General features: G+C 53.3%; 5 protein-coding genes. All 5 read left to right on the top strand.

Annotated elements, in window-relative coordinates; all coding sequences use genetic code 11:
- Positions 1-122: 122 nt before the first annotated feature.
- The 5 genes from K7B09_RS12725 (at position 123) to K7B09_RS12705 (ending at position 3659) form a co-directional block, all read left to right on the top strand.
- Entirely contained in the window at positions 123-539 is a 417-nt protein-coding gene (locus K7B09_RS12725) for a hypothetical protein (protein ID WP_223629840.1), read from the top strand.
- 366 nt (positions 540-905) lie between these two features.
- Entirely contained in the window at positions 906-1196 is a 291-nt protein-coding gene (locus K7B09_RS12720) for a hypothetical protein (RefSeq protein ID WP_223629839.1), read from the top strand.
- Between the two features lie 103 nt (positions 1197-1299).
- Positions 1300-1764: a DUF2846 domain-containing protein gene (locus K7B09_RS12715; RefSeq protein WP_223629838.1), complete on the top strand. Its 465-nt coding sequence runs from the start codon at positions 1300-1302 to the stop codon at positions 1762-1764.
- A gap of 1005 nt (positions 1765-2769) precedes the next feature.
- Positions 2770-3081 (top strand): hypothetical protein, encoded by a 312-nt coding sequence (locus K7B09_RS12710; RefSeq protein WP_223629837.1) that lies wholly within the window; start codon positions 2770-2772, stop codon positions 3079-3081.
- 77 nt (positions 3082-3158) lie between these two features.
- Entirely contained in the window at positions 3159-3659 is a 501-nt protein-coding gene (locus tag K7B09_RS12705; RefSeq protein ID WP_223629836.1) for a DinB family protein, read from the top strand.
- Positions 3660-3855: the final 196 nt, after the last annotated feature.

Raw genomic sequence — 3855 nt, 5'->3', positions numbered from 1 at the left:
ACAACCTAACAGTTCGTTCAAGCCGACGCCGCTTCATGGCATCGTGTTATCTTTCGGCGTCCGGCTGCTGTCGCTTCGGTTGCACCTCGTTGCGGCGCGGCTTAACTCAGGTGTTAGGTGCCATGAAGAATCTTCGCGCTCCCCTTTTCGCTCTTCCCATCCTGTGCGGAATTCCCTTATCTGCGCTCGCTCAGGAAGTGCCAGATATGGTCTCGCTAATTCAGCTAATTGCCGCTCCAGAGAAATACGAGGGGAAGCTCGTAGCCCTGACAGGTTATGTGCATCTTGAGTTTGAAGGGAATGGAATCTATCTCCATAAAGATGACTATCAGTACGCCATGAATAAGAATGGCCTCTGGCTAGACCTATACGAGTGCAACTCGCGCGGAGGAAAGAAATTTACCGACGGTTACGCGTACGTCATCGGACGCTTTACTTCATCCAGCCAAGGACACTTGGGAATGTGGTCTGGGGAGTTGAATGAAATTAAATCCTGTCAATCATGGCCTCCTCTTCCACCACCCCCACCTGGCACCTAACAATTCATTCAAGCCGACGCCGCTTCGCGGCGCGGCTTAATTCAGGTGTTAGGCGGGGGAAAAGGCAATTTGCGCTCTTGCTGTTTGTTGTTCCGCATTGTTTCACCGCGTCGCGCTTGAGTGATTTCGCGTTGGACAGGTGGCTACGGGAGGTTCCAGGCTGACGGCGTTTACTGCTTCGGCTGCAAGAGCCTTAGCCTCTCCCTGTTTCGCACGGATGCAGTGCTTCTTGTTTCGTTGTGTGTTGTCGCAGCTTGCGGGTGCACAGATTCGGGCATATCCTCTGCCTAACAATTCATTCAAGCCGACGCCGCTTCGCGGCGCGGCTTAATTCAGGTGTTAGGCGCCATAAGTGAGTCCGTCGCAATGGAAGCAGGTCACATCATTGGCGTTGCGGCCCTCTACGCCCTCATCTACTACGCAGTCGCTCGCTCGGCTCTGGCGGACATCCGCCGCTTTGACCCTGATCTTTTCAATCATCTTGGAGCATCTGGTGGCATCAGCGCCAAGAACTCCATCGCTATCACTGAGATGCTTCTTGACCGCAACCTCCCACAAGCACATCAGCCACGCTCGTTTCGCTGCAAGCTGTCTCTGGCACGGGCCATGCTCTTGCTATCGCCTGGACTTTTCATAGTCATGTTTGTGCTGCTGTAGCATGGCGCCTAACAATTCGTCCAAGCCGACGCCGCTTCGCGGCGCGGCTTAACTCAGGTGTTATGCTCCACCCAAACACCACACTTCTGTACAGGGGAAATCAATGTTCAAGAACATTCTACTCATCACTATCGCTTCCGCCGTCCTGGGAATGACAGGCTGCGCATCTGTGCCAAAAGCTAGCAATGAGCAATCAGCCCAAGCCAAGCTCTTTCCTGCTCCAGACGAAGGGAACGCTGGGCTATATGTGTATCGAGATAGCTTTGTCGGAAAGGCGCTTAAGAAAGACATTTTTGTAGATGGGAATTGCCTTGGCGAATCGGCAGACAAGGTATTCTTCTACACACAGGTTCCGGGTAATAAAGAGCACACCATCTCTACTGAGTCCGAGTTTTCTCCAAATAAGCTAGTTCTTGAAATGAAGGCTGGCGTCAATTATTTCATTCGCCAATACATCAAGATGGGCGTATTTGTTGGCGGAGCAAATCTTGAGGTTGTAAGCGAGGACAAGGGCAAGAGCGACGTAGCGAAGCTAAACATGGCTACAAATGGTCAGTGCAGTAAGTAGCATAACAATTCGTTCAAGCCGATGCCGCTTCGCGGCACGGCTTAACTCAAGCGTTAGGTTTAGCGCGGAATTTTTTGGGGATATGCGGGCTTTGCATTGAATTGCGCCTGATAGGTTTACTGTTAGGTTCAAGTGTGCCCTTGCGTACTTGGCCCACAGCGCGCAGGGGACCTGCGCACCGTGGTGGCGGTAGCATTCCGCAGCTTGCTTCGCATATGCAGTGGGTCGTCGGGCGCCTACAACCTAACAGTTCGTTCAAGCCGACGCCGCTTCATGGCATCGTGTTATCTTTCGGCGTCCGGCTGCTGTCGCTTCGGTTGCACCTCGTTGCGGCGCGGCTTAACTCAGGTGTTAGGCGGGGGAAAAGGCAATTTGCGCTCTTGCTGTTTGTTGTTCCGCATTGTTTCACCGCGTCGCGCTTGAGTGATTTCGCGTTGGACAGGTGGCTACGGGAGGTTCCAGGCTGACGGCGTTTACTGCTTCGGCTGCAAGAGCCTTAGCCTCTCCCTGTTTCGCACGGATGCAGTGCTTCTTGTTTCGTTGTGTGTTGTCGCAGCTTGCGGGTGCACAGATTCGGGCATATCCTCTGCCTAACAATTCATTCAAGCCGACGCCGCTTCGCGGCGCGGCTTAATTCAGGTGTTAGGCGCTAATCAGTAGTCAGTACTTTCGACCTAAGGCCAAGGTGCCAAAGTTCGTGCAGACTGCACCAATTCTCTCAACGGCTTACGCATGAAAAATAATCGCATCCCACTTGTCGCTGGAATCGTTGGCGCTGTTGTCCTGGTTGCTGTGGGCGACCTCATCTCGAGCCAGTTTGCAGGCCTCAGTGTTGCGCTACGTGCCGCTATCGGCTTTGTCCTTTCGTTTGCTCTCGCAAAGCTTTTGACTAAGCAGGCTTCAAGCCGCGGCGCCTAACAATTCGTTCAAGCCGAGCCCGCTTCGCGGTCTCGGACCGACCGGATCCGCATCGGGCGGGCCGGCTTAACTCAGGTGTTAGGCCTCATGAAGCAATCACCAGCGTCAAGATCAAAAGCTCGCTCGTTGGGTGCACTTGTTGCTGCTCTCTGCACACTCGTATCGGCAGCAATTGGACTGCTGAGCTCAGTGAGCGCTTACAAGCGCGCGGTGATGCCATACAACAGTGAAGGCAACTACTTTGACGGCATCGCCAACTATCACTCAGGCGCGCAGTTCATTTATGGGGTAGTAGCTGCACTTGCATTTGTAGTTGCAGCCAGCATGTTTTGGCTGACACTCCGCTTGCTGAGGCCTAACAATTCGTTCAAGCCGAGACCGCTTCGCGGCTCGGCTTAAATGGTGACGTGTACCATCACGCCGTGCCGCGCAGCGGTCCGGCTTAACTCAGGTGTTAGGTGCCAATAGGAAGCTCCATGACGGACTCGCTAACCCTCACTCGCTATAAAGCATGGGCAGATGATCTCTTCTTGTCCGTTGTATCTAACGTCCCGACTGCCGATCTCGTTGCGCCCCGCCCCATAGTTTTTGGCAGCCTGATCCGGACACTCAACCACTCCCTTTCTATGGACTATGTCTGGAAGTGCCATCTTCTGGGAAAGCCTCACGGCCTGACGTCGCGCAATCCCGAGCATTGTCCCGAAATCGACGTTCTGGTTGAAACTCAGAACAAAATTGACAAGTGGTATGTGGAGTACGCCAGTTCAATATCCGAGCCCGAACTGAATGAATTCGTTAATTTCGAGTTTATCGGGGGTGGCACAGGGAAAATGACGCGTCGAGAGATTCTATTGCATGTGGTAAACCACACCACGTATCACCGTGGTCACGCAGCTGGAATTCTCTACTACCTCAATATTTTCCCACCAACAACGGATTTGCCAGTCTTTCTACAGCAACAAGCGATTGGCACCTAACTAATCGTTCAAGCCGACACCGCTTCGTGGCACGGTTTTGGGCTCTGCGCTACGCTAGCCCAAAACCGCACCACTCTCGGCGCGGCTTAACTCAGGTGTTAGATTGATGGAAAAGACACGCTCGCCACTCATAGACCTCGGCATTCTGATTGCCGTCCTACCGGCATTCCTTTTCACCATCGGCACTGCCTACCGT

Origin of the sequence: Thermomonas beijingensis, from assembly GCF_020034655.1 — a bacterium.
GTDB classification, from domain to species: Bacteria; Pseudomonadota; Gammaproteobacteria; order Xanthomonadales; family Xanthomonadaceae; genus Thermomonas; species Thermomonas beijingensis.
This window is presented reverse-complemented; position numbering and strand designations above follow the sequence as displayed.